The following is a 23,439-nucleotide window of genomic DNA, read 5'->3' as shown; positions in this document are numbered from 1 at the left end:
TAGAACCTCATTTACGGATCGCATCCATGATCATTTTGACGATCTTCAGGTCTTGCCGGTAGTCCTCAGGCGTCGTTTTCGGCGTCAGGCCGTTCGCGACGACCTCATAGAAATATTCCAGCTCGCACGTATACGCGTCCTTGTACGTCGGTCGGACGACCGTCTCCGCGAGCGAATCCCCGCTCGTATCCCGAATGCGCAGCGTCGTCGGCAATTGGCGCAAATACGGCGTATCGTACTGAACCAGAACCGACCGGCGCTCGCCGTACACCTCGATATGAGCGTCGAACCGTCCTTGCTGGTCCACGCCGGTCTCGAACATGACATCGAAGCCTTCATATTCCAGAATGGCGTTCTTGAATCTGCCGCCCTGCCGGGACGAGGCCGCCTTCACGCGCAGGGGCATGCCGAGCAACTCCCGCATCGCGGATAGATCGTGGCTGTTCAGGCCCAGCAGCAGACCGTACGCGGCATACGTTTCGCCGGAGGCTTCGCCGACGGCTTCCTTCATCAGCCTTGCGTTTCTGTCCTTGCGATCCTGGACGGCCTCGGCCGGCAGATCGCCGAATCGATGCACATGAATGCCCGACTGCCCGGTGAAAAAAGCATTCGGGCCGATCATGTCGCGCACTCGCGCATAATTGATCGGACCCAGCGCTTTTACTTCCTCGAGCGCGCGCATATACGCCGGCGCGAATCTGCGCATGTAGCCGACCATGACCTGCGCACGCGACGCGTCGCGCGCACGAATGATTTCTTCGGCTTCTCTGTCGGTTACGCACATCGGCTTTTCCACGAATACGTGAATGTTCTTTTTCAGCGCAGCCACCGTGCATTCGGTGTGGAACTCCATGTTGTTCAGCACGAATACGGCGTCCATTTCGACCCGGTCCAGCATCTCTAAGGCATTGGCATACAAATGGTTAACCCGATGCTTCTCCCCCATCAAAGCAAGCAATCCCGGCGAGACGTCGCAAAGAGCGACGATCTCGAACTGCTCGGGCATCGACTGCAATACCGGCAAATGAATGATTTGCGCGATCTCTCCCAAGCCGATCATTCCGACCCTTACTCTCTTCATCTCGCAATCTCCTTCGAAACGAATGCTGCGCGTCGCCCTTGGCTCGCGAACGGCCCGCGCGATGCAGCTTGCGCCGCTGCCGCAACCTAAATCTAGCGCCCCGCTTCCGGCTCTGTATACTTCAATTTGCGTCGATTCATACGATTTGGCGCATGACGGATAGAAAAGAGAGAAATTGACCGAAAATCAACCTGCTACTGTGGCAGAGGGGGACTGTGGGGAGACTGCGCTCAGGCAAATAAGTGTCAAAACGCATTTATTTCCCGGATTCACGCCGCTCTCTAGTAAATAAGTGTTAAAAGGCAATTAATTCCTGAGATTCGGACATTTTCTAGATAAAATGGGCCAATTAACTGCTTTTTAACAGTTATCTTCAACAGTCAAAGATGATCAGGAAAATTAACTGCTTTTTAACCATTATCGCTCGTTGTTCTACTCAAATGAATGTACGCCAAGAGCGCCGGATCGGCATCGACCCGGCGCTCCTAGCAGCAATCAGTCCCGTTAGCTCTTCAGCGGCAGCCGCACCTGAAACACGGTGCCTCCCGCTCCGCTGGACGCGGAGATCACGCCGCCGTGCAGTTCCACGATATTTTTGGCGATGGCGAGGCCGAGCCCCGATCCCCCGGTATGGCGCGAGCGGGACTGTTCCACCCGGTAGAAACGGTCGAACAGCAGCGGGATCGCCGAGGCCGGCAGCGGCTCGCCGTAATTCACGATTTCCGCCACCGCCTCCGTTCCTTCGCGCCGCGCCCGGATTTCCACCCTGCCGCCGTCTTTTCCGTATTGGATGGCATTGTCGATCAAGTTTTCAAACACCCGCACCAGCTTGTCGCCGTCCGCCGCCACCGTCAGCTCCTTCTCCGCGAAAATCGTGACGCCTTCGATCCCCGCCTGCTCGAACTGGAGCCGGAACTGCACGGCCAGCTGCCCCAGCATCTCCACCAGGTTGAGTGAGGAGAGCCGAAGCTGCAGCCCGCCGCTCGTGCGGGTATACTCGAACAGGTCGTTGATCAGCCCCTGCAGCCGCAGCGCCTTGTCGTAGGCGATGCCGGTATAGTGGCGAAGCTCGACCTCGTCGCGATAGCGATCCAGCTCGATCAGGCCCAAATAGCCGACGATCGAGGTGAGCGGCGTGCGCAGGACGTGGGAGACGTTCGTGACGAGCTCCGTCTTGGCCCGCTCCGTCCGCCGTTCTTCCTCGATGGAGCGCTTCAGCCGCTCGCTCATGCCGTTGATGCGATCCGCGAGCACGCCGAGCTCGTCGCCCGTCCGGACCGGGATGCGGCTGTCGAATTTCCCCTCGGCGATCTCGCCTACCCCTTGCGTGATCCGCAGCAGATAACGGATGGTGCCATGGCTGAAGACGATCAGATAGACGATAAATAGCGCGAGAATCGCCAATGCGAGCGTGATCGACCTGCCGAAGCGTTCGTAAAACCACCATGCCAGCGCATTCAGGATCGTAATATCGAATTGGACGGCAAGGACGTACAGCAGCGCTGCCGTACATCCCGCGAACCCGAGACTGAGCGCGACCAGCATTAGCAGCTTAAAGCGCAGGCCGAACAGCGGATTAGGGTTCAATTTTATAGCCAACTCCCCATACCGTCTGGATTGGCTTGGCGCCGTCCAGCGCGTGCTCCAGCTTGTCCCGCAAATTGCTGATGTGCACCATGACGGTGTTGTTGGATTCCAGGAATTTGTCTTTCCATACGGCCTCGAAGATCGCTTCGGCGCTGAACACCTGCCCAGGATGGCTCGCCAGCAGATGCAAAATATCGAACTCCGTCGACGTCAGATTAATATGCTTGTCCTCCGCCATGACCGTATGCGTCTTCTTGTTGATCCGCAGCGACTGGATTTGAATGTCGTCTTCCTCGCGGTTCGACTTCAGCCTGGCGTTTAATCCGTACGAGCGGCGCAGCAGCGACTTGACCCGGGCGACAAGCTCCAGCGGGTTAAACGGCTTCACCATATAGTCGTCCGCGCCGGTCATCAGCCCCATGATCTTGTCCATGTCTTCGGCCTTGGCGCTAAGCATCAGGATCGGCACCGCGTCGTCGGCGCGCACCGCGCGGCATACCTCGAGTCCGTTCATCTCGGGCATCATCACGTCGAGGATAACAAGCTGAACCGACTCCGACCGGATCAGGGACAGCGCTTCGCGGCCGTCCGCCGCCTTCAAGACGCCGTAGCCCTCGTTCAACAAATAGATGGCGATCAGGTCCGCGATCTCGCGGTCGTCGTCCGCGATCAGGATCTGAGCGGCGTTCATCCGGTTTTCCTCCTTCGTCCGTTTATCTCTTAGTATAAAAAAGCATCTCCGTTCAAGCTTCGGATAAAGCTGAAGGATTTATAAAGTTTTCCTAAACAAAAGGACCGTTAGGCAGCGATAAACTGCTTAACGGTCCGGTTGAACGACGCACGGCTGCCGCCTTCAGGTCAGGCCGGGTCGAACAGGCTCTTGTACCGCCCGTAGCCCTCCCGCTCCAGGTCCTCGACGGGGATGAAGCGCAGCGCGGCGGAGTTGATGCAATAGCGCAGGCCGCCGAGCTCGCGCGGGCCGTCGTTGAACACGTGGCCGAGATGCGAATCGGCCTCGCGGCTGCGCACCTCGGTGCGGACCATGCCATGCGTGAGATCCTCCTCCTCGCGGACGCCGCCCGATTCGAGCGGCTTCGCGAAGCTCGGCCAGCCGCAGCCGGAGTCGAACTTGTCCTTCGAGCTGAACAGCGGCGCGCCGGACACGATGTCCACGTACAGCCCTTCGCGGTGGTTGTCCCAGAACTCGTTGCGGAACGGATGCTCCGTCGCGTTGTTCTGCGTCACCTCGAACTGCAGCGGCGTGAGCCGCGAGCGCAGCGCCTCCTTGTCCTTGTCCGTGTTCCAGTGCCGCTTGATATAAGCGTCGCGGCCGGAGCCCTTGCGGTACATTTTGTACCGAAGCGGGTTTTTCTTGTGATAATCCTGGTGATAATCCTCGGCCGGGTAAAACTCGGAGGCGGGTTCGATCGTCACCGCGATCGGCTTGTCGAAACGTCCGCTGGCGTCCAGCTCGGCCTTCGTCTCCTCCGCCGCCTGTCGTTGCTCCTCGTCATGGTAGAAGATGACCGGTCGGTACGATTCGCCCCGGTCGAAAAATTGCCCGCCGCCGTCCGTCGGGTCCACCGATTGCCAGTAGATGCCGAGCAGCTTGCGATACGGAAACACATCAGGATCGTATGTGATCTGCACAGCCTCCTGATGGCCCGTCGTTTCCGAGCACACTTGCTCGTAAGTCGGGTTTGGCACATGCCCGCCCGTATAACCGGATACGATCCCGTGAATGCCCGGCAGCTCGTCGAACGGCGTCACCATGCACCAGAAGCAGCCTCCGGCAAACGTCGCTTTCTTGAATGTATCGCTCATTTCGATCATCCGCTCCTTCCGCGTGGGCTTTGCAACCCTATATACCCGATTGTTTACTTTTTGTGCATTTTGAATTCCAGGAACAGCTCGTTGTAGTGGGCGAGCATTCGCTTGCCCAGATTATCGTACACTTCGAGCTTGTCCGTCAAATCAGGCGCCGGATAAAACCGTTCGTCCTCCGAGATCTCGGCCGGCAATAAAGGCATGGCCTTGGCGTTTGGCGTCGCGTAGCCGACATATTCGGCGTTTTGCGCCGCATTTTCCGGATCGAGCATGAAGTTCATAAATTTGAGCGCGCCGTTCAGATTCCGAGCCGTCTTCGGGATGACCATGTTGTCGAACCACAGGTTCGAGCCGTCCTTCGGAATGACGTAGTCGAGCTTGTCGTTCTCGTCCATGATCTCCGACGCGTCGCCCGACCAGACGAGCCCGACAGCCGCCTCTTCGCCCGCGAGCAGCATCTTGATCTCGTCGCCGACGAGCGCCTTGACGTTCGGCGTCAGCTTCTTGAGCTTGGTGAGGGCCTCTTGCAGATGCGTCTCGTCGGTGTCGTTGAGCGAATAGCCGAGGCTGTTAAGCCCCATTCCGATGACCTCGCGCGCGCTGTCGACGAGCAGGATGTTGTTGCGAAGCGACGGGTCCCACAGATCGTCCCAGCTGTCGAACTTCAAGTTCCCGACCAGTTCGGGGTTATAGACGATGCCGACCGTTCCCCAGAAGTAGGGGATCGAATAGACGTTGCCCGGATCGAACGATTGGTCGAGAAAACGGGGATCGATGTTCGCGAGATTCGGCAGCTTGGCATGGTCGATCGGCAGCAGCAGGTCGTCCTCGCGCATTTTGCCGATGGCGTAGTCGGACGGGACGGCGATATCGAACGTCGTGCCGCCCTGCTCGATCTTGGTCATCATTGCTTCGTTCGAGTCGAATGTCTGGTAGATGACCTTGATGCCTGTCTCTTCCTTGAACTTGTCCAGCAGCTCTGGGTCGATGTAGTCGCCCCAGTTGTACACGGTGAGCGTATCGGCGCCCGAGTAGCCCTGCGAGGAATTCAGCCTGTTGATGGCGAACAGCAGGCCCGCCGCGACGACGATGACGGCAATAAAGGTACGGACCAGGCTTTTCATCGCGGCCCCCCCGTTCCGAGACGCTTCGCGCCGCGACGGTTCAGTACGTAGTAGCCGAGCACGATGAGCAGCGTGAACAGGAAGATAAGCGCCGACAGCGCATTGATCGACAGCGATACGCCCTGCCGCGCGCGCGAGTAAATCTCAACGGATAGCGTCGAAAACCCGTTGCCGGTCACGAAAAAGGTGACCGCGAAGTCGTCGAGCGAATACGTCAACGCCATGAAAAATCCGGCGAAAATGCCCGGCTTGATAAACGGCACAACGACGCGCGTCAGCACCTGCCAGCCGCTCGCGCCCAAGTCGCGGGCCGCGTCGATGAGCGTGGAGCTCATCTCCTGCAGCTTGGGCAGCACCATGAGCACAACGATCGGCACGCTGAACGCGATGTGCGACAGCAGCACGGACGTGAAGCCGAGCCGGATGCCGGCCATCGTGAACATGACGAGCAGCGATGCGCCGATGATGACGTCCGGACTGACGATGAGCACATTGTTCATCGACAGCAGCGCGCTGCGCGAGCGCCGGGTCCGCGTCCGCATGATGGCGAGCGCACCAATCACGCCGAGAATCGTCGAGATCGTCGACGACAGCAGCGCGATGACGACCGTGTTCAGCACGATGATAAGCAGGCGCGCATCCTGGAACACTTCACCGTAGTATTCAAGCGTGAAGCCTTCAAAGCCGTGCATCGTCCCTCCGCTGTTGAACGAGTAAAAAATCATGTAGGCGATCGGCGCGTACAGCACCGCGAACACGACGATCAAATAGGTTGACTGCCAGCGTTTGGCCGCTTTCATCGTCTCACCCTCCCTGCCTGACCGGTGCCGGTCAGCAGCATGATGACGACCATGGCAATGATCAGGAACACGGCGATGGCGGCGCCCATCCCCCAGTCCTGCGTGACCAGAAAGTGCTGCTCGATCGCTGTGCCGAGCGTGATGACCCGGTTGCCCGCCACGAGCCGCGTGATCATGAACAGCGACAGCGCAGGAATGAACACGGCCTGACAGCCGGCCTTGACCCCGTCGAGCGTCAGCGGGAAGACGACTTTGCGGAACGTCGTCCAACCGGACGCCCCGAGATCCCGCGCCGCGAACACGAGCGACGGATTGAGGTCCTCGAGTGCGTTGTAGACCGGCAGGATCATGAACGGGATGAAGATGTACACCGACACGAACACGAAGCTGAAGTCGGTGAACAGAATCTGCTGGCGGCCGATGCCAAGCGCCTCGAGCGCGCCGTTGACGAAGCCGTACGTGCCGAAGATACCGAGGAAGGCGTACACCTTCAGCAGCAAATTGACCCAGCTTGGCAGGATGAGCAGCAGCAGCCACAGCTGCTTGTGCTTCATTTTGGTCAGCGCGTAAGCGGCCGGGTAGGCGATCAGCAGCGAGAACACGGTGATCAGGAAGGCATACCAGATCGAGCTGACCGTCATTTTCAGATAGATCGGCGTCAGGAACTTCTCGTAGTTGCCGAACGTGAAGCCGCCATCGATGTCGAAGAAGGAATCGTAGACGATAAGTGCGATTGGAATGACGATGAACAGCGCCATCCAGGCCAGGTAGGGCGCCAGGTAGACGTTGCGCTTAGCGTTCATTGACGCTCTCCTCGTACGCGAGCAGCCGCCGGTCGAACTCTTCCTCGGTCTCGCCGAAGCGCATGACGTGGATCGCCTCCGGATCGAAGCCGAGTCCGACCCGGTCCCCGACCGTCGCGCGCCGCGTAGAGTGGACCATCCACTCGTTGCCCGCGTCGTCGTAGCCGATGATCTCGTAGTGTACGCCTCGGAACAGCTGCGAGTCGACCTTCACGACCAGCTTGCCGGCCTCGGGCGGCGTAATCTCCAGATCCTCGGGGCGGATGACGATCTCGACCGGCTCGTCCGGCCGGAAGCCGCCGTCCACGCATTCGAACGTACGCCCCGCGAAGCAAACCTCGTAGTCGCGCACCATCTGCCCAGCCACGATATTCGACTCCCCGATGAAGTCCGCCACGAAGCGGTTGATCGGCTCGTCGTAAATGTCCGTCGGCGTGCCGCTTTGCTGGATCGTGCCTTCCTTCATGACAAAAATCTCGTCCGACATCGCCAGTGCTTCTTCCTGGTCGTGCGTGACGAAGATGAACGTAATGCCTAGCCGCCGCTGCAGCTCGCGCAGCTCGTACTGCATCTCGGTGCGCAGCTTGAGGTCGAGCGCCGACAGCGGCTCGTCGAGCAGCAGCACCTGCGGCTCGTTCACGATCGCCCGCGCGATCGCCACCCGCTGCCGCTGGCCGCCGGACAGCTCGGTGATCTGCCGCTTCTCGTAGCCCTTCAAGTTGACGAATCGCAGCGCCTCGAGCACCTTCGACTCGACGTCCGCCTGCTTCATGCGCTTGATGCGCAGGCCGAAGGCGACGTTCTCGAACACATCGAGATGCGGGAACAGCGCGTAGTCCTGGAACACCGTGTTCACCTGCCGCTCGTTGGCGGGCACGCGGTTGATCACTTTCCCGTCAAAATAAATCTCGCCCGACGACGGTTCCTGAAATCCCGCGATCAACCGCAAAATCGTCGTTTTGCCGCAGCCCGACGGACCGAGCAGCGTGTAAAACTGCCCGCGCCGAATCTCGAAGCTCACTTCCTTCAGGACGGTCTCCCCGTCATCGTAACTTTTGGTCACCCGCTCGAAGCGGATGATCGGCTGCTCGGCGCTTGCGCTCATTCCGACTCTCCCATCTATGCGAACCCTGTCGATTCTTTTATTATCTCCTATTGCCCGGATATCGCAACCGCCGCAGAATCGAGCGCGCGATGCAACGGCAGGCGACCGCGCGAAAAGCCGGCAAGGCGCCCAAGCATGCGCCATGTCGGCTGGACAGCATATCGTCTGCGTATTATCGCGTCTCGGCGCGCAGTCGTTCGATCTCGTCGAGCGGCAAGCCGGTCAGGTCCTGGATGAGCTCCGGCGCCATCCCTTTGCCGAGCATACGGGCGGCAATCGCACGTTGGCTCTCGGCCATTCCTGCTTCCCGACCTTCCTCCCGGCCGTCGGCCCTGCCCTGCTTCCACCAGCTGTTTTCCCACTCTACAATCTTGGCCACTTGACTCGCCTCCCCGACCTTCATGACGGCTCACAGTTCCAGATGTATTCGTAAAGAAACACGTCGTCTAGTGACAGTTTCGCGTCTTATCTAGTCTCAGTGCGCAGCCGCTCGATCTCATCGATCGGCAAGCCGGTCAGATCCTGGATGAGCTCCGGCGCCATTCCTTTTCCGAGCATACGGGCAGCGATCGCACGTTGGCTCTCGGCCATCCCTTCCTCCCGACCTTCCTCACGACCGTCGGCCCTGCCCTGCTTCCACCAACTGTTTTCCCACTCTACGATCTTGGCCACTTGACTCGCCTCCCCGACCTTCATGGCGGCTCACAGTTCCAGATGTATGCGCAAAGAAACACGTCGTCTAGCGACAGTTCGTCGCGTCTTATCTAGTCTCAGTGCGCAACCGCTCGATCTCATCGATCGGCAAGCCGGTCAGATCCTGGATGAGCTCCGGCGCCATCCCTTTTCCGAGCATACGGGCAGCAATCGCACGTTGGCTCTCGGCCATCCCTGCTTCTCGGCCTTCCTCCCGGCCTTCCTCCCGGCCTTCTTCCCGACCTTCCTCCCGGCCATCGGCCCTGCCCTGCTTCCACCAACTGTTTTCCCACTCTACGATCTTGGCCACTTGACTCGCCTCCCCTTGCTTCATACGGTCGACTTCAAGTTTTAACAGCTCTTCCTCGTCCGGACCGAGCCTGATGTACGATTCGAAAAAGACGGCCAACAGCTCCATCCGCGCCGGATCCAGCTCAAGCCGGATCAGCATCCGCAAAAACGCCAGCTTGACCTGCAGCGCTTCGCTTTTATTATAGCCCAAACTGCTGAGCAGCGCAGCAGCGACAGGGTTGCCGGATCCGACGAATTCCCGCCAATTGCGATGCTTGAGCTGCAGTCTGAGATAACGGAAGCGCATGACGTCGAGAAACGGAAACGACCACCCGAACCGGTCCGGCTCGGCGCTCTTGCGCCCATGGCTGAACACCGCAATCGGCAGGATGCGCCTCCGGTGCGTCTCGTAAAGCTTGGACGCGTACAAAAACATTCGCTCCGCGAAAGCGGGCTCGTAGTAGGATTGCGGTTCGATGTGGATGATGATCAGCGCCTCTTCGCCCCGGAGTTTCGTTTCGATGAGCAAATCCACACGCCCCTTCCGGCCGCCCGCCAGATCCGTCGCCACTTCCTCGGACAGAAACACCGTATGCGAAAAATCGATCTCCTTCGCGACGTCGGAAAAAAACAGCTCCATGAATTCCCTGAAGAACGTTCGAATGAGCGTCTTGAACAACTGATCGTGATCCAGCTTCAACCGTCGCGCCTCCTCGTCCCGAACGCAAAAACGCCGCCCGGGTCCCGTAGGAACCGAGCGGCGCATGCTTTGCGTCCGTGTCGCGTCTATGCGATCATCTTACCATCGAGGCGCGGCCGGAGCAACAGCGAAACTACCTGAACTTGCGAAGAAAATCGACCGCCAGCTTGATGTCCCGCTCGGGGCTCGCGCCGACCTCGCGCTCGATCGTCAGGAAGCCTTCATAGCCGATATCCTGGAGCGCCTGAAGGTATGCCGGCCAATCCACGCCGCCTTCGCCGAGCGGCACCTCGCGGAAGTATTCGCCGGACTCGCCCTGCTCCGCCAGTTTCTCGTGCGACATCGCTTCGTAGCCGAGCGCGCCGTAGATGTTGCGAGGATCGGTCTCCTGCAGCCGGATACCGTCCTTGGCATGCGTGTGCACGATGTACTCGCGCAGGTTGTAGACGCCTTGCACCGGATCGTCGCCCGTCACCATTACCATGTTGGCCGGGTCGAAGTTGACCGACACGCCCTTCGTGCTCATCCTGTCGAGGAAGCCCTTCAGGCGCGCCGAAGTCTCGGGACCGGTCTCGATCGCGAAAAAGGCGCCCCGTTCGCTCGCGTATTGGCCGAGCTCTTCGACCGCCTCGTGCATCGCGGCGTACACGTCGCTCGTCTCGTCCTCGGGCACGATGCCGATATGCGTCGTGACCACGTTCGTGCCGAGGTCGAGCGCCAGGTCGAGAATCCGCTTGGACTTCTCGACCTTCCAGCCGTTCTCGCGCCGGTCCTGGAAGCCGTGTCCCGCCAGATCCCCGACCAGCGCAGAGATACGCAGGCCGAGCGAGTCAACGTACGCACGCAGCTCCGCTCGGGCGGCCGCATCGAGCTTGTCCGGATCCATCTCGCCCTCAACCGCGTAGATCTGCACGCCTTCCGCGCCGATCTCCTTCGCCTTCACCAGTCCGTCGCGCACGCCGACCCGGAAGCTGTCGACGATGACGCCGATCGGATTCGCAATTTGCACCATGCCTGTATGTCCCCTTCCTCGTTGAAGTTGCTATTCCCTGCAAAAATCTATACTTCCGACCAGATGCGCCGCGCGTTCGCCAAGCCGATGCGCGAGCCTTGCTTGCACTCTTCCATGCCTTCGAACTCCAGCGACAGATAGCCGTCGTAGCCGGACGCCTTCACGGCGTGCAGCACCTCGCGCACATCGATGTCGCCCTGGCCGAAGATCGAGCCGCGCAGGTAGTTGCCGGCCGCCGTCTTGAACCAGCCCTCGCCCGGATCCCGGTCGGCGCGCCGCAAATAAAAATCTTTCAAATGCACGATCGAAGCTTCGCCGATCGACCGCTTGACAGCCGCCACGGGATCCTCGTCCAGGCACATGTAATTGCCGATGTCGAGCGTCAGGCGGAAGTTCGGATGGTTCGTCTCCGCCAGCAGGCCAAGCACCCGCTCGCTCGACTGCATGTAGTAGCCGTGATTTTCCACGCTCGTCACGACGCCGACAGACGCCGCGTATTCGGCAATGCGGCGGCAAGCATCCGCCAGGCGCGGCAGCTCGCGCCAGAATTGTCCGACCGATGCTCCTTGCCGGGAGGCGACGTCGTGCCGCATCTTCTTCGCGCCGAGCGCGCGCGCGATGTCGACTTCGCCTTTGACGCGTTCGATCTCCGCTTCGTACGCCTCGTCGTCGTCGATCGCGAAGTTGGCGCCGACGGCGTAGTTAGAGATATCGAGCCCCTTCGCCGCCGCGCGCGCCACGATCTCTTCGATCAGTCCGGGCGTCCGGATGTCGAAGCCGATCGGCACGATCTCGACGTGCTCGCAGCCCTGCTCCGCCATCCAGTCGATCGCGCCCGTCACCGTAAGCTCGCCCGATTCGATCGCGAGGTACAGGCTGTACGTGCTCAGTCCCAGCTTCATTCCCGTTCTCTCCCCTTGCCTGTTAATATTACAGCTCGATCTCTTTGCCCTGCTCCGCCGACTCGTAGATCGCGCGCAGGATCCGCATCATCGTCAGCCCGTCCTCGACCGGGCTGAGCGGCTCCGTGCCCGTGGTCGCCGAAGCGACAAAGCTGTCGATCTCCGACTGGAACGCTTGCTGGAAGTTGAACTTCAGGCTGTCGACCTGCGGCGTCACGTTCAGAATCGTGTCATGCCGCTCCGAGACGATCGTCAGCTCCGGGTCGATCTCGAATCCGCCCTTCGTGCCGTAAAGCCGGACCGCGGACTCATCGCTCTTGGCGTGCAGCGCGTAGCTGACTTCGACGAGCAGGGACGCGCCGTTCTCGAACCGGATGAGCGCGTTCGCCAGATCCTCGACCGTGTTGCGCGAAGCGTCGTAGTCGGCCGCTTGGTAGAAGGACAGCCCCTTGACGTTTGAACGGTTGCCGAGTTTGTTGTACACGTTGCCGCTGACCGACTTCACCTTCGGACGCCCCATCAAGTACCAGGACAGATCGATGACGTGCACGCCGATGTCGATGAGCGGGCCGCCGCCCGAACGCTCCTTGTCCGCGAACCAGCCGCCCGGATTGCCGAGACGCCGGATGAGGGACGCTTTTGCATAATAGAGCTCGCCGAACTCGCCCTGCTCCGTAAAGCGCTTGGCCAGCTGCGCGTTCGCGTCGTAGCGGCGGACAAAGCCGACCTGCAGGATGCGGTCGCTCGAACGGACCGCTTCGCGCACGGCTTCGGCTTCCTCGACCGTCATGCTGAGCGGCTTTTCCACGAGGACGTGCTTGCCCGCCTTGACCGCGGCGATCGCGATCTCCGCGTGCGTATGGTTCCACGTGCAAATGCTGACCGCTTCCACTTCCGGATTGGCCAGCAGATCATGATAGTTCGTATAAACGCTCGCAGCGCCGTACTTCGCCGCCGCCTTGTCCGCGCGCTTGCGGTTCAGGTCGCAGACTGCGACGATCGTCGCGTCCTTGTTGGCCGCGTATGCGTTCAAATGCGATTCGGAGATCGAGCCCGTGCCGATGACGCCGATGCCAAGCTTTTTCACAGGTGTTGCCTCCCTCTACTCATTTGTCTACCTGTACTATAAAATGAAAGGAGACGACCAGCCATGAATAGCTATGCTGACGATTTGTAATATTGTGCGATACGGAGGTGCCGCCGCGTGGACCGCAATCCCGATCTATTGGAGCCCATGGATATGCCGGATCCCCAATTCCCGCTCAAAATTCATATTTGCCGGATCGAACGAGCGGGTACGCCCGCTTTTTATGCTCATTGGCACGAGCACATGGAATTTCTATATATTATCGAAGGCGCGGCGCGCATCACGTGCAATGCCGACAGCTACGACGTCGGTCCGGGAGACCTGATCGTCGTGAACTGCGCCGATCTGCATCAGGGTGTCTGCATGTCCGACCGTTTGTCTTATTATGCGGTGATATTCGACCCCGATCTGCTGCACAGCCACCGGCTGGACTCGGCGGAGACCAAGTTCATCACGCCGATCGTCCGCTCCCGCATCCGCTTCGCGAACCGGATCGCCGGCGACGCCGCCATCACGGAGAGTCTTGACGAGCTGATCGAAGAGTTTCAGAAAAAGGATATCGCTTACGAGCTCTCGGTGAAGTCCTGCCTGTACCGGCTGCTCGCGGCTATGCTGCGCGGACATGTCGCGAAGCACATGCCCGAAGGCGAGCTCGCTTCCCGCATCCGGCGGCTGACCCGCATCGAGCCCGTGCTGCAGTATATCGAAGCAAACTACGCCAAGCGCCTCGACGTAGAGACGCTGGCCGGCATCGCCGGCATGAGCCGTTATCATTTCAGCCGCGTCTTCAAGGAGCTCACCAGCCGTTCGGTCACCGACTACGTGAACTTTGTGCGGATCGGCCGCTGCGAGCAGGACCTGCGATATACGAGCAAGACGATCTCGGAGATCGCGCTCGAGCACGGCTTCAGCGATATCTACTATTTCAGCAGATTGTTCAAGAGCTATCGCGGCGTCTCTCCTTCGTCCCTTCGAAGCCGAACGTCGCCTGCTTGAGCGTCGCTTACCTGACCGATCGCAAGCTTTCGATAAGCCGGATCAAGGCGCCATTGCCGAAATGGCTTTTGCCAACTGGCGTTGTCCCTTTTTTGTCGCATGCGCTCATTTCCCAGGAAATTCAGTCGGATGACGGCGAATCGTCCATTTTCCTATATCAACGTTTTGTAACGTTATGTATACTAATTGTATCATAACGGTTAAGGAGGATGCCCGATGCAGGACAGGGCATGGACGATCCCGCTCGACACAGTTCCGGAACTGCTGCGAAGCCGCGCCGCAAGATCGCCGGACGACATCGCGTTCAGCTTCCCGGGTTTGGATCAGCATTACAATTGGCGGACGATCTGGGAGGAGGTCCGACGGTTGTCCGAAGGCTTGCTGGCGCTCGGCATTCAACCGGGAGACAGAGTGGCCTTGCTCATGCAGGGTCGCATCGAGCTCGTGCTCCTCATCTTCGCTTCCGCCTGCATCGGGGCCGTCGCCGTACCGCTCAATACATACAGCAAAAAAGAAGAGCTGCGCGCGCTCCTTGCGGATTGCAAGCCGGCCGCCCTGCTGTTGGACAAGGAGGGCCAGCGGCAATCGTACGTGACGATGGTGGCGGAGCTGCTCTCCGAAAAGAGCGGCATGCGTGGCGACGAAACCGAATGCCCCGTGCCGGCGCACTTGTTCGTGTTGGCGGACCGGGCGGAGCTGCGCGCGCCCTTTCGCGCCTATGCCGAACTGGCCGAGGAAGCGCCGAAGGCGGCGGGGCCCGACGCGTTCCGCGCCGCAACAGCAGGGCGCAATGTGCGCGACCCGCTCGTTCTGCTCTATACGTCCGGCACTTCCGGCAAACCTAAAGGCGTGCTCCGCTCCACCGCATCGTTTTTGCCCGCCGCCCGCTCGCCCAAGCGGACAAGCTTCGCCTCCTCTGCGCTCATGCGCCTGACGGACCGGCTAACGCGCAAACTGTGCGTCATGAGCCTGCTGCCGCTCTACCATATGGGCGGGTTCGGCACGCTTTTCACCGCCCTGAAGGCCTGCTCGATCCGCATCGTCATGCTCAGTCACTACAGTCCGAGCAGCGCGCTCGCTTTTGTCGAACGCTTCAAATGCCGGGTCCTTATCGGCACCCCGTTCATGATCGAGCAGATGCTCTCGTCCGAAGCGAGAGACAAGCACGACCTGCGCTGCCTGCTCGGGCTCGTGTTCACCTCTTCCGCCGTCGACCGCCGCGTTCTCGAGCGCATTACGCGCGAGCTGCACATTTACTTTTTTATGGTCAGCTACGGCTCGACCGAGGCAGGCGCCGTCGCGAACGGCGTATGCGTCACGGACCGCAAGCCCCATCCCCTTCTATCGCCGCTGTACGGCCTGTTCATGCAATCGCGCCTCGTGAGCGGGTTCATCGAGCTCCAGCAATTCATGGCATGCGAGCACAGCCTGGCCGGCAAGGTGGACAAAAACGTCGAGGTGGCGATCGTGGACCCTGCGACCGGCGAACGGATGCCCGCGGGCGAGCAGGGCGAGATATGCATCCGGAGCCACCGGGTCATGCATTATGCCGGACTGTCGAACGCGGACGATGCGGGGCCTTCGGCGGACGGATGGTTTCGTTCCGGCGATCTCGGCTGCCTGGACGCGAACGGCCATCTGATCGTCGCCGGCCGGATCAAACGCATCATCTCCCGGGGCGGGGAGAAAATCTCTCCGGTCGAGATCGAGCAGGCGCTGCTGAAGCTCCCCGGCATCGAATCGGCGTTCGTCGTCGGCGTGCCCGACGACAAATACGGCGAGCAGGTCTGCGCCTGCATCGTCCCCCGCCGCGACGCCTCGCTCATCGCCGAGAAGATCCGGCACGATCTCGCCGGGACGCTGTCGGCGTTCAAAATTCCCGCGCACATCGTGTTTTTGCCGTACTTGCCGATGTCCCCGACGGGCAAGATCGCGGTGGCCGACGTGTGCGGGCTGGCGCTCGCGCAGCTCGAAGAGCCCGCGGCGAGCAGGCGCAATGCGTAGCTACTACCCGGGCATCACGCTATTCAAGGCGCTCGGCTGTGTCCTCGTCGTCTTTTCCCACGGGCTGATCATCCCGTTCATGGCGACGCTGGACAATCGCCAACTGTCGTTCGCCGGCCTGTCGCTCGGCACGATCGTGCCGGGCTTTTATTTGATCGCCGGCTTTCTCGCTTATCAAGGCTGGACGCATGCGGCGCAGGCCGGGGCCTACGTGCGAAGGTACGTGGCGCGGATCGCGCTCGTGTACGGGCTGTTGTGCCTGCTCAACACGGGACGTCAAATCGCGGGCGCCGTGCTGCACGGAGATGCGAGCGCGGGCGGATTGCAGGCCCTGGGAAAAAAGGTCGCGCTCCGGATATTTATCGAAGGGGCTTACCAGCAGCTTTGGTTTATCCCGCCGCTTATTTTCGGCGTGCTCGTCTCTTATGCCCTTGTCTCCCGCGGACGCGAGCGGCACTTGATCGGGCTCGCCGCGACGGCGCTTGCGGCGGCGGAGTGCGTGGCCGGCACGCCGAGCGGGCTGGTCAGAGCCGCTTGGCCGGCTCTGTTCGGCACCGAAGGCGCGCATATGGCGGCGAAGGCGCTCGTCAACTACGGCGGCTTCGGACTCGTCTTCGTCGGTGCGGGCGTACTGCTGGCCGGGCATGAAGAAGCGTTCAAGAGGCTTCCCGTTCGGCCGCTGCTCGCGTTCACGGTGCTGCTGGCTGCGGCGGAGACGGTCTTTTTATGGGAGACGGCGGACTGGAGCGACGATTACAGGCTCGCCTTTTCCACGCTGCCGGCTTCGCTGCTCCTGTTCTACGGCATCGTGCGCATCCGCTGGGATGCGGTCAGGCGGCATCATCGGATGCTCAATCGGTTCAGTCTGCTTACGTTTTTTGCGCATACGCTGCTGATCAAGCTTAGTTTGCTCGCGCTGGGCTGGACCTACGTCGAGACGAACGTGCCGCAGGAGCTGCTCGTATCCTGCCTCACGCTGGCGCAATGCGGGGCATTGACCTATGCGTGGATGCGCCTGGACGCCATGTCGCTGCGCGGCCGCGGCAAATACCCGGCGCGCGAAGAGACGACCGCGGCGTCTCGGGCCGGCTAGCGCAGAACGTACGACCGTATAGCTTCGATCGTTCTTCTAGGCATATAATAGGGGAAAACGCCTCGACGACGATCGAGTGAAGGAGTCTTCCCGGTGATCTATCAACCTTTCTCCTGGACGTTGTCCGACGGGACCGTCATGGCGGCCGGCGAATGGACGGCCGGCGGCGGCAGCGAACGCGCCGCCCCTGCCGCGCCTTCGGCCGTCGTGCTCATCGTGCACGGCATGGGCGAGCATATGGGGCGCTACGATCACGTCGCGCAGGCGTTCACCGATGCCGGCTACGCGGCGCTCGGCTTCGACCAGCGCGGGCACGGCCGGACGGCCGGCAAGCGCGGGCACACGCCCAGCTACGAAGGGCTGCTCGAAGGCGTGGACCTGCTGTTCGCGGAGGCGGCCCGCCGCTATCCGGAGGTGCCCGTCATCCTGTACGGGCACAGCATGGGCGGCAACGTCGCGCTGAACTACCTGCTGCGGCGCAAGCCGGACGTGGCGGGCGCGGTCATCGGCAGCCCGTGGCTTCGGCTGGCGTTTGCGCCGCCGCAGGCGCAGGTCGTCATCGGGCGGCTGATCGAGCGGCTGTATCCCGGCTTCACGAACAAACGCCCGATGAACGCCGACCACCTGACGACCGACCCGGCGATGGTCGAACGGTACCGCACCGATCCGCTCGGCCACGGCCACATCACGGCGCGCTTCTTCTTCGGCGTGCAGCGCGCGGGGCTGTGGGCGATCCAGCACGCAAGCGAGCTTGGCGTGCCGATTCTGCTCATGCACGGGGACGACGACCGGGTCACCTCGATCGCGGCCAGCCGGCAGTTCGCTGAGCGGGCCGGCCCCCTCTGCGATTACCGGGAGTGGCCGGGCTACAAGCACGAGCTGCACAACGAGCTGGATCGCGAACCTGTGCTAACCGCGATGCGCGATTGGATCGCGGAGCGGCTGACGGACGACAAGCGCAAAAAAGCCTTGAAGCATTAGGCTTCCGAGGCGGAGGAGGGTTTTTCGATGGCCAGCACTTTTTTCATATCCGACCACCACTTCGGACACCGCAACATTATCGACTTCGAATCCAGACCCTTCTCGGACGCGGAAGAAATGACGGAAGTCATGATCGCGCGGTGGAATGCCGTCGTCGGCAAGGATGACGCGGTGTTTCATTTGGGGGATTTTTCGTTTTTGAACATGGAGCGGACGCGGGACATCGTGTCCCGGCTGCACGGCCGCAAGACGCTTATTCTGGGCAACCACGACCGGGGCCGCTCGCGAAGCTGGTGGCTGGAAGCCGGCTTCGAGCAGGTGAGCGAATACCCGATCGTTTACAAGGACTTCTTCTTCCTGTCGCACGAGCCGATGTACATGAACAAGCATATGCCGTACGTCAACGTCCACGGGCATATCCACGGCCAGAAGTACGAGGGTAAAAATTACTTCAACGTCTGCGTCGAGCACTGGGACTATACGCCGCTGACGTTCGAGCAGATCCGGGACGCGGTGGTCGCAAGCGAGGAGCAGGACTGAGCGGGAACCGAGCGGGTACCGAGCTGAAACTGGCAAAGGCGCGTAACGCCCGGCAGGAACCATGTTTTCAAGCTGCCGTTACTTGAACCAGCCCTTCTCCCTGAACCGCTTGATCGCCTCGATCCGGTTGCTGACGTCGAGCTTGTCGAGGATGACCGAGATATAGTTGCGGACGGTGCCGTTCGATAGGAACAGCTCGCTCGCGATCTCCTTCGTATTTTTGCCGTCGGCCATGAGGCCGATGACTTCCTTTTCCCGCTCCGTGAGCGGGTTTTCTTCGTTGTACGCCTCATCGACCAGCTCGGCGGCGTAGATGCGCCGGCCGGACATGATCGTCCGCAGCGAATCGGCCAGCTCGTCGCTCGGACTGTCCTTGAGCAGGTAGCCGTGCGCGCCGGCCTTCACCGCCCGCTCGAAGTAGCCCGCCCGGGCGAATGTCGTCAGGATGACGACCTTGCACCCCGAGCCTTTGAGCTCCTCCGCGGCGTCCAGGCCGCTCTTGAGCGGCATCTCGATGTCCATGATGCACAGGTCCGGCCGGTGGAGCTTGACGAGCCGCAGCGCGTCGACGCCGTTCTCGGCCTTGCCGACCACCTCCATGTCCGGCTCGAGATCGAGCACGGACGCGAGGGCGCCGAGCAGCAGCCGCTGGTCTTCGGCAATGACGATCCGTATCATAGCTGCGCCTCCCCTTTCGCCTGGATCAAGTTGTTCGGCACCTTGATGACGAGCTCCATGCCTTCCCGCGACGCAATCTCCAGCGATCCGTTCACGAATTCGAGCCGTTCCTTCATGCCGCGCAGTCCGTTCCCCCTATGAAAAGAGGTGCCGCTGCCGAGACCAACGCCGTTGTCCCGCACGCGGATGCGCAGCTCGGCCGGCGTCTGCTCGATGTCGATGGCGCAGGCGGTGGCCCTGCTGTGCTTGACGACGTTCGTCACCGCTTCCTTCAGGCACATGCACGCCACGTTCTCGTTCAGCAGCGAGGTGTTGGCCAGCTTCGGATCGCCCGTCAGCGTGAACTCGATGTCCGCCGCCATCAGAATTTGCCTCAGGCGGAAGATCTCGTCCTCGACATGCGTGCCGCGCATCTGCGTCACCAGCTCGCGCAGCTCCTTGAGCACGTTGCGGGCGGTCTGCCTGACGTCGTCGATCTCGGCTTCCGCGCGTCCCGGGTTTTGCCGGATAAGCTTGGCGACCAGGTCGCTTTTCAGGCCGATCAACGCCAGCTTCTGCCCGAGCGTGTCGTGCAGATCCCGCGCGATGCGCTGGCGCTCCTCCAGCTTCACGAGCTCGGAGATCCGCTTGTTCGCGTCGTTCAATTCTCCCTGCAGCAGCTCGCTTTTGTTGCGGTTGTAGGTCGTGACCGGCAGTAGAATCGCCGCGATCAGGCAGACGAATACAAAGGGCGCCTGCTGGATCAGCACCGGGTTCGCGTGCAGGTAGCCGAAATAGACGGCCGTCAGCGTCGTGACAAGATTAATCGTGTACAGCGTGACAAACCCGGCGCGGCGCTGGATGTTGCCGATAAAAAACGCCGAAAACAGCGAAAAATACACGTAACCGAACATGAGCGTCATCGCGACCGAAAACGATATTTGCAAAGACGTCCAAAAATAAACGAGTCCGTTTTTCGAGCTGAACGCCAGCAGGTAGCAAACAAAAAAGCCCACGATCATGACGATGCCGCTTAGCGCATGGTACATGGTCGAAGAGCGGAAAACGAAATAAAAGGGGAGGATGTAGAAAACGACCCAGACGTAAGGGCTCAGACCCGTGCTGCGCTGGAAAATGTGATACCACTTTTGCATCGGTCCGCCCCTCCCCTTATCTTCGTCCACCCTCCATTGTAGCCTAATCCGACCCGCCGGATAAAACCTTATTTGCTTGCCGCCCTCGCCGTCTCCTTCAGCTTGATCGTGCGGCTCGGCCTTCCGACGGCCGGAAGTTGGCGTTTGCGATACCCGACGAACGTCTTGTTCTCTTCGTCCCACAAGCGGAAGCGCAGCGACTGCAGGCTCGTCGAGAGCGTCAGCGTGGCCGCGCGCTGCAGCGGAGGCGTCGCGAGATGCGCTTTCTCAAGATTGTAGTTGGGCACCTTCGGATTCAAGTGGTGCACATGGTGGAAGCCGATGCTGCCCGTGATCCATTGAAGAACGCGCGGCAGCTTATAATTCGAACTGCCTTCGACCGCGGCCTGCACGTAGCTCCACTCCGGATCGTTTTCAAAGTAAGAGTCCTCGAACTGATGCTGCACGTAAAAAAGCCAGATGCCGAGCAGGCCCGACACGAAGAACACCGGCCCCTGCACGAGCACGAACGCTTCCCACCCGATCGCCCAGATCATGCCCGCGTATAGAGCGACGATCAGCACGTTGGTCAGGTAGGTGTTAAGACGCTCCTTGCGCTTGGCGCCTTTCACATTGAACCGGTACTGGAGCAGAAACACGTAAATCGGTCCGAGGCCGAACATGACCACGGGATTGCGGTAGATGCGATACGCCGTGCGCTTCCACAAAGGAGCCGCCGCATATTCGTCCACCGTGAGAATCCAGATGTCGCCGTCGCCGCGCTTGTCGAGATTGCCGCTCGTCGCGTGATGCTTGGCGTGGCTGTTTTTCCATTGCCGATAAGGCACGAGCGTCAGTACGCCAAGGAGCGTACCCAGAATATCGTTCGCCCGCTTGCTCTTGAAGAACGAGCCGTGGCAGCAGTCGTGGAAGAGGATAAAGGCGCGGATGGTGAAGCCCGAGGCCGCGATCAGAAAGGGGAGCGAGAGCCAATAGGAGACGGCCAGGCTCGCGTAGCCCGCGTACCAAAGCAGCAGCAGCGGGCCCAGCGTGTTGATCAACTGCCGGATGCTGGACTTCGGGTCCGTTTTTTCAAAAGGAAGCATGCTCTTTTTGAGCTCGGCGATTTCGTTCGTTTGTTTCATGCGTCTTCCCCCTCGATGGACGTCTGCGGCTACAGCTTCCGCAACGTATATCCATTGTAAATGCAGGGGGAGGGCCGCCATAAGTCATAAGCGTCATGACCGGATATGACAAATGTCATGTGCGATTCGATGTTCGCGGTTACTGCCGCCCCATCTCGCTCTGTTTTTTGTAGAATTGCCCCTTCTCCACGTACTCTCTCACGATCCGCCGCATATCCGCCTCGTCCGCTTCGTTCACTTCGCGCAGCGGCTTCGCCGGCGAACCGACGACCAGCGTGCGGGGCGGTATCACCTTCCCGGGTGGCACCAATGCGCCTGCGCCGACCATCGCGCCTTCTCCGACCTCCGCCCCGTCCAGCACGATCGCCCCCATCCCGATCATCGCGCCGCGCCTCACGATACAGCTGTGCAGCACCGCATTGTGCCCGACGATCACCTCGTCTTCGACGATCAGCGGCTTGCCCGGACTCTGATGCAGCGTCGAATTGTCCTGTATGCTCGTCCGCTCGCCGATGACGGTCGGCGAGACATCTCCCCGGATCACGGCGTTATACCAAATGCTCGAATCCTTGCCGATCTTCACATCTCCCGTCACGACGCTGCCCGCCGCCAAAAAAACAGATTCATGAATGTCCGGCCGCTTGCCGCCGAAGGGTTGTACGGTTGCCATAGTTGCTGCCTCCTTCGTGTTGATTCGATTTAATTGGTCCTTTTATAGTTCAGATTGCGCCTTTGAATATTTTGCGCCATCATGGTAAGTAAAGTCCAGACTCGCCTTCACAAAGGCCTTGCGGATAAGGAGTGACCGACATGTTCGAGCTATACCGGAATCATTATACGAAGCTGCCGGAGCGGGAGCGACAGGCGCTGCTTGCTTCGCTATCCAAGAGGCATCCGGGTCTTGAGTTGGAGCGGTTTGCTCGTTTCGAACGATTTGGAAGAAGCATGGACACGGCGATTTATTCGCTGGATGGAAGCGAATTCGTTTTCGTGCCGGGCGATACCGTGACGCTGGGATGGGATTCGTTCATCGTCGGATTCGACGAAGCGACGCGGCAAGACGTGGACGAGACGCTGGAGGAATTCGACATCGAGGACGGCGAAGCTTGGATCGGGAGCTTCATGTCACCGGTTCGCACGGTGATGGTACAGCCGATGCTTGTAGAACGCAATCTGCGCGACATCGGCTGGACAAAGGCGCCTCCCGGCGATGAAGCGTTCGTCGAGAGATGGAAAGCGGAAATCGACAAGTTCGAGAAATCTTCCCTGAATAGGCTTACGATCGATAAACGACTGCGGTTTGACCGATCGGATGGCTTCACGGTTTTGGAAACTTACACGCCGGTCAGTTACGAGGATTTGCTAACAAGCGTGAAATCGCGGGGCTTTTCCGTGCCTACGGAAGATGAATGGGAATATTTGTGCGGCGGCGGCTCCCGGACATTATGGCGCTTCGGGGACAGCTTCGATTATGACATGCATCTTAAACATTTCGACACTACGGAGCGGCAGAGAGAGCCGTACGACCTGGAGCTGCCTAACGAGTTCGGTCTCTACATCGCCTATGATCCATATCGATATGAGGTCGTGGACAGCTCTTGCTTATTGAAAGGCGGCGACGGCGGAAGCCTCATATGCGGAGGCACGGGCATGGCGATCGGTTATCTGCCGACTGCAACTTATTACCGGCAGTCCTACATGGGAAAAGCGACGGAGGCCGCCTATAAAGCCGATATCGGCGGCGATTACACTTTTTATCGCAAAATCATTCGAATGTGAAAGGAACCCGAACGTACAATAGCATTGCTGTCGAATTTCCTCGAAAATATCAGCCCAAAATTAAGTCCTTCCTCCCCCTTTCTCCGGCAACAAAACGCC

The 23,439-nt window shown here is 60.2% G+C and carries 24 protein-coding genes; 6 read left to right on the top strand and 18 right to left on the bottom strand.

Going from position 1 to position 23,439, the window contains the following annotated elements:
* Positions 1–7 precede the first annotated feature (7 nt).
* The 14 genes from KVT38_RS00210 to KVT38_RS00145 form a co-directional block, all read right to left on the bottom strand.
* Positions 8–1,081 carry a Gfo/Idh/MocA family oxidoreductase gene (locus KVT38_RS00210; protein ID WP_217591664.1) on the bottom strand — a complete coding sequence of 358 codons (1,074 nt, stop codon included), beginning with the start codon at positions 1,079–1,081 and terminating at the stop codon, positions 8–10.
* A 504-nt stretch (positions 1,082–1,585) separates the two neighbouring features.
* Positions 1,586–2,668: a sensor histidine kinase gene (locus KVT38_RS00205; RefSeq protein ID WP_254638860.1), complete on the bottom strand. Its 1,083-nt coding sequence runs from the start codon at positions 2,666–2,668 to the stop codon at positions 1,586–1,588.
* Positions 2,658–3,359 carry a response regulator transcription factor gene (locus KVT38_RS00200; protein ID WP_217591663.1) on the bottom strand — a complete coding sequence of 234 codons (702 nt, stop codon included), beginning with the start codon at positions 3,357–3,359 and terminating at the stop codon, positions 2,658–2,660. Before KVT38_RS00200 ends, KVT38_RS00205 begins: the two co-directional genes overlap by 11 nt.
* 167 nt (positions 3,360–3,526) lie before the next feature.
* Complete coding sequence (msrA, locus tag KVT38_RS00195) at positions 3,527–4,501, bottom strand: peptide-methionine (S)-S-oxide reductase MsrA (protein WP_483298149.1); 975 nt, start codon at positions 4,499–4,501, stop codon at positions 3,527–3,529.
* Positions 4,502–4,545: 44 nt separating this feature from the next.
* On the bottom strand, positions 4,546–5,619 hold the full coding sequence (locus KVT38_RS00190) for an ABC transporter substrate-binding protein (RefSeq protein ID WP_217591661.1): 1,074 nt from the start codon (positions 5,617–5,619) through the stop codon (positions 4,546–4,548).
* Positions 5,616–6,419: an ABC transporter permease gene (locus KVT38_RS00185; protein ID WP_217591660.1), complete on the bottom strand. Its 804-nt coding sequence runs from the start codon at positions 6,417–6,419 to the stop codon at positions 5,616–5,618. The genes KVT38_RS00190 and KVT38_RS00185 overlap by 4 nt, the downstream gene beginning before the upstream one ends.
* On the bottom strand, positions 6,416–7,222 hold the full coding sequence (locus tag KVT38_RS00180) for an ABC transporter permease (protein WP_217591659.1): 807 nt from the start codon (positions 7,220–7,222) through the stop codon (positions 6,416–6,418). The genes KVT38_RS00185 and KVT38_RS00180 overlap by 4 nt, the downstream gene beginning before the upstream one ends.
* A complete protein-coding gene (locus KVT38_RS00175) occupies positions 7,212–8,327 on the bottom strand; it encodes an ABC transporter ATP-binding protein (protein ID WP_217591658.1) in 1,116 nt (371 codons plus the stop codon). The genes KVT38_RS00180 and KVT38_RS00175 overlap by 11 nt, the downstream gene beginning before the upstream one ends.
* 172 nt (positions 8,328–8,499) lie before the next feature.
* Positions 8,500–8,706: a hypothetical protein gene (locus tag KVT38_RS00170; protein ID WP_217591657.1), complete on the bottom strand. Its 207-nt coding sequence runs from the start codon at positions 8,704–8,706 to the stop codon at positions 8,500–8,502.
* Positions 8,707–8,792: 86 nt separating this feature from the next.
* On the bottom strand, positions 8,793–8,999 hold the full coding sequence (locus tag KVT38_RS00165) for a hypothetical protein (RefSeq protein ID WP_217591656.1): 207 nt from the start codon (positions 8,997–8,999) through the stop codon (positions 8,793–8,795).
* A gap of 88 nt (positions 9,000–9,087) precedes the next feature.
* On the bottom strand, positions 9,088–10,011 hold the full coding sequence (locus KVT38_RS00160; protein ID WP_217591655.1) for an RpnC/YadD family protein: 924 nt from the start codon (positions 10,009–10,011) through the stop codon (positions 9,088–9,090).
* A 133-nt stretch (positions 10,012–10,144) separates the two neighbouring features.
* Complete coding sequence (locus KVT38_RS00155) at positions 10,145–11,023, bottom strand: sugar phosphate isomerase/epimerase family protein (RefSeq protein ID WP_217591654.1); 879 nt, start codon at positions 11,021–11,023, stop codon at positions 10,145–10,147.
* Between the two features lie 47 nt (positions 11,024–11,070).
* On the bottom strand, positions 11,071–11,925 hold the full coding sequence (locus tag KVT38_RS00150; protein ID WP_217591653.1) for a sugar phosphate isomerase/epimerase family protein: 855 nt from the start codon (positions 11,923–11,925) through the stop codon (positions 11,071–11,073).
* Between the two features lie 28 nt (positions 11,926–11,953).
* A complete protein-coding gene (locus tag KVT38_RS00145) occupies positions 11,954–13,012 on the bottom strand; it encodes a Gfo/Idh/MocA family protein (RefSeq protein ID WP_217591652.1) in 1,059 nt (352 codons plus the stop codon).
* Positions 13,013–13,129: 117 nt separating this feature from the next.
* Between KVT38_RS00145 and KVT38_RS00140 the strand changes: the two genes are divergently transcribed.
* From KVT38_RS00140 to KVT38_RS00120, 5 genes are all read left to right on the top strand, one after another.
* Positions 13,130–14,008 (top strand): AraC family transcriptional regulator, encoded by an 879-nt coding sequence (locus tag KVT38_RS00140; protein ID WP_368859037.1) that lies wholly within the window; start codon positions 13,130–13,132, stop codon positions 14,006–14,008.
* Between the two features lie 216 nt (positions 14,009–14,224).
* Positions 14,225–16,012: a class I adenylate-forming enzyme family protein gene (locus KVT38_RS00135; RefSeq protein ID WP_217591651.1), complete on the top strand. Its 1,788-nt coding sequence runs from the start codon at positions 14,225–14,227 to the stop codon at positions 16,010–16,012.
* Positions 16,005–17,105, top strand: coding sequence for an acyltransferase family protein (locus KVT38_RS00130; RefSeq protein WP_217591650.1), 1,101 nt, complete (start codon positions 16,005–16,007; stop codon positions 17,103–17,105). Before KVT38_RS00135 ends, KVT38_RS00130 begins: the two co-directional genes overlap by 8 nt.
* A gap of 93 nt (positions 17,106–17,198) precedes the next feature.
* Positions 17,199–18,086: an alpha/beta hydrolase gene (locus KVT38_RS00125; protein ID WP_217591649.1), complete on the top strand. Its 888-nt coding sequence runs from the start codon at positions 17,199–17,201 to the stop codon at positions 18,084–18,086.
* 27 nt (positions 18,087–18,113) lie between these two features.
* Complete coding sequence (locus tag KVT38_RS00120; protein ID WP_217591648.1) at positions 18,114–18,626, top strand: metallophosphoesterase; 513 nt, start codon at positions 18,114–18,116, stop codon at positions 18,624–18,626.
* 78 nt (positions 18,627–18,704) lie between these two features.
* Here the strand turns inward: KVT38_RS00120 and KVT38_RS00115 are convergent, their stop codons facing one another.
* The 4 genes from KVT38_RS00115 to KVT38_RS00100 all read right to left on the bottom strand — a co-directional run bounded on the left by KVT38_RS00115 (position 18,705) and on the right by KVT38_RS00100 (position 22,231).
* Positions 18,705–19,304 carry a response regulator transcription factor gene (locus KVT38_RS00115; RefSeq protein WP_217591647.1) on the bottom strand — a complete coding sequence of 200 codons (600 nt, stop codon included), beginning with the start codon at positions 19,302–19,304 and terminating at the stop codon, positions 18,705–18,707.
* Positions 19,301–20,437: a sensor histidine kinase gene (locus tag KVT38_RS00110; RefSeq protein WP_217591646.1), complete on the bottom strand. Its 1,137-nt coding sequence runs from the start codon at positions 20,435–20,437 to the stop codon at positions 19,301–19,303. The genes KVT38_RS00115 and KVT38_RS00110 overlap by 4 nt, the downstream gene beginning before the upstream one ends.
* Positions 20,438–20,505: 68 nt before the next feature.
* Positions 20,506–21,561 (bottom strand): Delta(5) desaturase DesA, encoded by a 1,056-nt coding sequence (gene desA / locus KVT38_RS00105; protein WP_217591645.1) that lies wholly within the window; start codon positions 21,559–21,561, stop codon positions 20,506–20,508.
* Positions 21,562–21,700: 139 nt separating this feature from the next.
* Positions 21,701–22,231, bottom strand: coding sequence for a gamma carbonic anhydrase (locus KVT38_RS00100; RefSeq protein ID WP_217591644.1), 531 nt, complete (start codon positions 22,229–22,231; stop codon positions 21,701–21,703).
* A 140-nt stretch (positions 22,232–22,371) separates the two neighbouring features.
* On the opposite strand from KVT38_RS00100, the gene KVT38_RS00095 reads away from it, so the two are divergent.
* The gene (locus tag KVT38_RS00095; protein WP_217591643.1) at positions 22,372–23,340 is read left to right on the top strand and encodes a hypothetical protein; all 969 of its coding nucleotides are present in this window, start codon (positions 22,372–22,374) and stop codon (positions 23,338–23,340) included.
* Positions 23,341–23,439: the final 99 nt, after the last annotated feature.

Origin of the sequence: Cohnella sp. GbtcB17, from assembly GCF_019091135.1 — a bacterium.
Classification (GTDB): domain Bacteria; phylum Bacillota; class Bacilli; order Paenibacillales; family Paenibacillaceae; genus Cohnella.
The sequence above is the reverse complement of the archived record's forward strand: the minus strand, read 5'-3'. Positions and strand labels throughout refer to the sequence as shown.

Bases quoted from the DNA above. Each gene is read 5' to 3' on its own strand.
- KVT38_RS00210 (WP_217591664.1), bottom strand. From the start codon at position 1,081: ATGAAGAGAGTAAGGGTCGGAATGATCGGCTTGGGAGAGATCGCGCAA.
- KVT38_RS00200 (WP_217591663.1), bottom strand. From the start codon at position 3,359: ATGAACGCCGCTCAGATCCTGATCGCGGACGACGACCGCGAGATCGCG.
- msrA (WP_483298149.1), bottom strand. From the start codon at position 4,501: ATGATCGAAATGAGCGATACATTCAAGAAAGCGACGTTTGCCGGAGGC.
- KVT38_RS00190 (WP_217591661.1), bottom strand. From the start codon at position 5,619: ATGAAAAGCCTGGTCCGTACCTTTATTGCCGTCATCGTCGTCGCGGCG.
- KVT38_RS00185 (WP_217591660.1), bottom strand. From the start codon at position 6,419: ATGAAAGCGGCCAAACGCTGGCAGTCAACCTATTTGATCGTCGTGTTC.
- KVT38_RS00180 (WP_217591659.1), bottom strand. From the start codon at position 7,222: ATGAACGCTAAGCGCAACGTCTACCTGGCGCCCTACCTGGCCTGGATG.
- KVT38_RS00175 (WP_217591658.1), bottom strand. From the start codon at position 8,327: ATGAGCGCAAGCGCCGAGCAGCCGATCATCCGCTTCGAGCGGGTGACC.
- KVT38_RS00155 (WP_217591654.1), bottom strand. From the start codon at position 11,023: ATGGTGCAAATTGCGAATCCGATCGGCGTCATCGTCGACAGCTTCCGG.
- KVT38_RS00150 (WP_217591653.1), bottom strand. From the start codon at position 11,925: ATGAAGCTGGGACTGAGCACGTACAGCCTGTACCTCGCGATCGAATCG.
- KVT38_RS00135 (WP_217591651.1), top strand. From the start codon at position 14,225: ATGCAGGACAGGGCATGGACGATCCCGCTCGACACAGTTCCGGAACTG.
- KVT38_RS00130 (WP_217591650.1), top strand. From the start codon at position 16,005: ATGCGTAGCTACTACCCGGGCATCACGCTATTCAAGGCGCTCGGCTGT.
- KVT38_RS00120 (WP_217591648.1), top strand. From the start codon at position 18,114: ATGGCCAGCACTTTTTTCATATCCGACCACCACTTCGGACACCGCAAC.
- KVT38_RS00115 (WP_217591647.1), bottom strand. From the start codon at position 19,304: ATGATACGGATCGTCATTGCCGAAGACCAGCGGCTGCTGCTCGGCGCC.
- KVT38_RS00110 (WP_217591646.1), bottom strand. From the start codon at position 20,437: ATGCAAAAGTGGTATCACATTTTCCAGCGCAGCACGGGTCTGAGCCCT.
- desA (WP_217591645.1), bottom strand. From the start codon at position 21,561: ATGAAACAAACGAACGAAATCGCCGAGCTCAAAAAGAGCATGCTTCCT.
- KVT38_RS00100 (WP_217591644.1), bottom strand. From the start codon at position 22,231: ATGGCAACCGTACAACCCTTCGGCGGCAAGCGGCCGGACATTCATGAA.
- KVT38_RS00095 (WP_217591643.1), top strand. From the start codon at position 22,372: ATGTTCGAGCTATACCGGAATCATTATACGAAGCTGCCGGAGCGGGAG.